We start from the raw sequence: 3,372 nt of genomic DNA on the forward strand, positions 1-3,372 counted from the left end.
CTGACAGGCGCCGCCGCGAGGGCTACAGACTGCGACAGGGCCTGAGCCGCCGCCCACAGGGTGCGCGCGTCCTCGGCCATGAGTTCGGACAGGGTCATGACCGCCACTACCCCCGCTTTCGCCGTTTCGTCCATCGCCGACCGCTTCGCCGAGGTGCGTCGCCGCATCCATGACGCAGCCCTGGCGGCGGGCCGCGACCCTGCTTCCGTGGTGCTGACGGCGGTGTCCAAGACGCAGGGCGACGCCGCCCTCGACGCCGCCCTGGCGACCGGCCAGCGGGTGTTCGGCGAGAACCGGGTGCAGGAGGCCAAGGCCCACTGGGATGAGCGTCGCGCCGCCCTGCCGGATCTGGAGCTGCGCCTGATCGGCCCCTTGCAGACCAATAAGGCGCAAGACGCGGTTGAGCTGTTCGACGTCATTGAGACGCTGGATCGCGAACGCCTCGCCGCCGCCCTGGCCGCCGCCGCGCGCAAGACGGGCCGTCGTCCCCGCGTCCTGGTTCAGGTCAATACGGGCGCCGAGCCGCAGAAGGCGGGCGTGCTGCCGGACGACGCCGACGCCCTGATCGCCGCCGCGCGCGACGTTCACGGCCTGACGGTCGAGGGGCTGATGTGCATTCCTCCGGCCGACGAAGACCCCGCGCCGCACTTCGCCTTGCTGGCCGCGATCGCGGCCCGCAACGGCCTGAGCGTCCTGTCGATGGGCATGAGCGGCGACTATCTGACGGCGATTGAGGCGGGCGCGACCCATGTTCGGGTGGGTTCGGCCCTGTTCGGGGAACGAAATATGGTCCCTGCGACCTCTTAGGGCGCAATATCGCGTTTGGCGCCCTTGGCGTCAGGCTCAAGCCTCGCCATTCTAAAGAGACCATGCGCACGCCCAAGACCATTCTGATCATCGATGACGACAACGACCTGCGCGAGGCCTTGGCCGAGCAGTTGGCGCTTCATGAGGAATTCCGCCCGGCCCAGGCCGCGACGGCGACCGACGGCGTGCGCCAGGCCAAGGAGGCGCGGGCCGATCTGATCCTACTCGACGTCGACCTGCCCGACATGGACGGCCGCGAGGCCTGTCGCCTGATCCGCAAGGCGGGGGTCTCCACCCCGGTCATCATGCTGACGGCGCAGTCGTCGGATTCGGACGCCATCCTCGGCCTCGATTCCGGCGCCAACGACTATGTCACCAAGCCTTTCCGGTTCGCCGTCCTGTTGGCGCGCATCCGCGCCCACCTGCGCAGCCACGAACAGTCCGAGGACGCCGTCTTCCAGGTCGGCCCCTATGAGTTCCGTCCGGCCTCCAAGCTGATGGTCGACGACAAGGGCAAGAAGGTCCGGCTGACCGAGAAGGAAACCAACATCCTCAAGTACCTCTATCGCGCCGGGGCCAAGCCGGTGTCGCGCGAAGAGCTGCTGACCGAGGTCTGGGGCTACAACGCCGGGGTCACCACCCACACCCTGGAAACGCACATCTATCGCCTGCGTCAGAAGATCGAGGTCGAGCCGGGCCAGGCCCGTCTGCTGCTGACCGACGCCGGCGGCTACCGCCTCCAGCCCTGACCCTCAGATGAGCGAGCGTCGCCCGACCCCGCCGCTGGTGGCGCTTCGGGCGTTCGACGCAGCCGCTCGCCTCGGCAGCTTCCGCGAGGCGGCCGAGGAGTTGGGCGTCACCCCCGGCGCCGTCAGCCGCCATGTGAAGGCGCTGGAGATGCGGCTGGGCCTGCGCCTGTTCGACCGTTTCAACCGCTCGGTGCGCCTGACCGCCGACGGCAAGCGCCTGGCCCAGGGCGTGGCCGACGCTTTCGAGCGGCTGGAAAGCGCGTTGGAGGCCGTGCGCCCCGGCCGCTCGCGCCAGCTGCGCATCACCGCCCTGCCGTCGCTGGCCAGCAAATGGCTGTCGCCGCGCCTGCATCGCTTCAGCGAGGAAAATCCGGATCTCGACCTGATCGTCTTCGCCGAGGACCGCATCGCCGACCTGTCGAACGGCGAGGCCGACGTGGCCCTGCGCTACGGAGAAGGCCCCTATCCGGGGCAGGTGGCGCGGCGGCTGGTCAATGAGCGGCTGATCCCGGTCTGCGCTCCGTCCTTCGCCGCCGCGCGGCGGTTGAACCAGCCGTCCGACCTGCTGGACGTGGTGCTGATCCATGAGACCTGGCACGACATGCCCTACGCCGACCGCATGGGCTGGAAGGCCTGGTTCGAGAGCGCCGGGGTCGATGATCCGCGCGTGAACCACCTGCGCGGCCCCCATTTCAGCCACAGCCATCTGGCGCTGGAGGCGGCTTTATCAGGACGCGGCGTGGCCCTGACCTCGGCGCCCCTGGCGGCGGACGACCTGCGCGAGGGGCGGCTGATCCAGCCGGTCGATCACGCCCTGACCAACGACCTGGCCTATTGGGCGGTGGTCCTGCCCGAACGGGCGGACGAACCCAAGCTGCGGCGCTTCCTCAACTGGATCGTGGCCGAATCGCGGCTGGATGAGGACGCAGATGCGGATCGGATGACTTGAGATCATCCGACGCGGCCTAACCGTGGTTTGTCCCGTATAGTCGCGCCGCCTATCTTGAGACCGTTCGGAACTCCCCCGCCGAAAGGAACCAAGTCATGAAACTCGTGCATCCCCGCGCTTCGAGCTTCTCGTTCGAAGGCATCGTCGTCTTCACCGGCAGCGTCACCCTGATCCTGATGGGCGTGCTGGCCGGGGCCAAGCTGCTGGGCGCAGCCTGAGCTTAAATCAACGCGGGCGCCATTCGCTGAGAAGCGCGCCCGTGGCCCCATCCTCGAAGGCCAGCCGGTCTAGCCGCAAAGCGGCGATGCAGACCGGCCGGCTTTCGGCGTCCTGCTGGACGCAATGGACGGCCTTGCCGTCCGCGAAGGCGGTCAGCCGTCCTTCCAGCCGCAGCGCATAGCCGCCCGGCGCCGGCGTCGGCGCGACGCCCTTTTCTCCCCGAATGACATGGACATAGGCCTGGCCCTGACGACGGCCCAGGCGTGATCCGCCCGTTTCGAACACGGCGGCCAGCCCTGCGCTGCGTTCGGGCTGGACGATTGGCGGCGCCGCGACGTCGTCAACGACCTTGGCCTCAGTCGTCTTGCCCTCGGCGGGCGTCTTGATCGCCGTTTGAGCCGGCGAAGGCGCGAGTTCCGGGGCGGGGGCGGCCACAGCTGCTGACGCCGGACAGGCGTCCAGGCCGCTCCATGGCCGGGCGATCCAGAAGCCTTCGACCGCCTCCCACTTGTCGACCGCCCCCTCGCGGGTCGCAGGGACCAGGGCCGACGCGCCCAGGTCTTCCGGCGTGATCGTCAGGGTCAGGCTTCCGTCGGCATTGCGAACGAGGCGGGGTAGGCCGCCCGCTTCGCTGGCGACGGCCGCCTC

General features: G+C 69.2%; 4 protein-coding genes and 1 pseudogene. 4 read left to right on the plus strand and 1 reads right to left on the minus strand.

Going from position 1 to position 3,372, the window contains the following annotated elements; genetic code table 11:
• The first annotated feature begins 96 nt into the window (after positions 1 to 96).
• The 4 genes from BDIM_RS15800 to BDIM_RS18615 all read left to right on the plus strand — a co-directional run bounded on the left by BDIM_RS15800 (position 97) and on the right by BDIM_RS18615 (position 2,723).
• Positions 97 to 807, plus strand: a complete 711-nt coding sequence (locus BDIM_RS15800) for a YggS family pyridoxal phosphate-dependent enzyme (protein WP_081461928.1) — start codon at positions 97 to 99, stop codon at positions 805 to 807.
• A 62-nt stretch (positions 808 to 869) separates the two neighbouring features.
• Complete coding sequence (locus BDIM_RS15805; RefSeq protein ID WP_003166566.1) at positions 870 to 1,556, plus strand: response regulator transcription factor; 687 nt, start codon at positions 870 to 872, stop codon at positions 1,554 to 1,556.
• A gap of 7 nt (positions 1,557 to 1,563) precedes the next feature.
• Entirely contained in the window at positions 1,564 to 2,505 is a 942-nt protein-coding gene (gene gcvA, locus BDIM_RS15810; protein ID WP_003166567.1) for a transcriptional regulator GcvA, read from the plus strand.
• A gap of 95 nt (positions 2,506 to 2,600) precedes the next feature.
• On the plus strand, positions 2,601 to 2,723 hold the full coding sequence (locus BDIM_RS18615; RefSeq protein ID WP_003166568.1) for a hypothetical protein: 123 nt from the start codon (positions 2,601 to 2,603) through the stop codon (positions 2,721 to 2,723).
• A gap of 7 nt (positions 2,724 to 2,730) precedes the next feature.
• Here the strand turns inward: BDIM_RS18615 and BDIM_RS15820 are convergent.
• A pseudogene (locus BDIM_RS15820) lies at positions 2,731 to 3,372 on the minus strand (hypothetical protein); the annotation flags it as partial.

Source organism: Brevundimonas diminuta ATCC 11568 (assembly GCF_000204035.1).
GTDB lineage: Bacteria > Pseudomonadota > Alphaproteobacteria > Caulobacterales > Caulobacteraceae > Brevundimonas > Brevundimonas diminuta.

Coding starts and splice junctions, on each gene's coding strand:
- BDIM_RS15805 (WP_003166566.1), top strand. CDS start 870: ATGCGCACGCCCAAGACCATTCTGATCATCGATGACGACAACGACCTG.
- gcvA (WP_003166567.1), top strand. CDS start 1,564: ATGAGCGAGCGTCGCCCGACCCCGCCGCTGGTGGCGCTTCGGGCGTTC.
- BDIM_RS15800 (WP_081461928.1), top strand. CDS start 97: ATGACCGCCACTACCCCCGCTTTCGCCGTTTCGTCCATCGCCGACCGC.
- BDIM_RS18615 (WP_003166568.1), top strand. CDS start 2,601: ATGAAACTCGTGCATCCCCGCGCTTCGAGCTTCTCGTTCGAAGGCATC.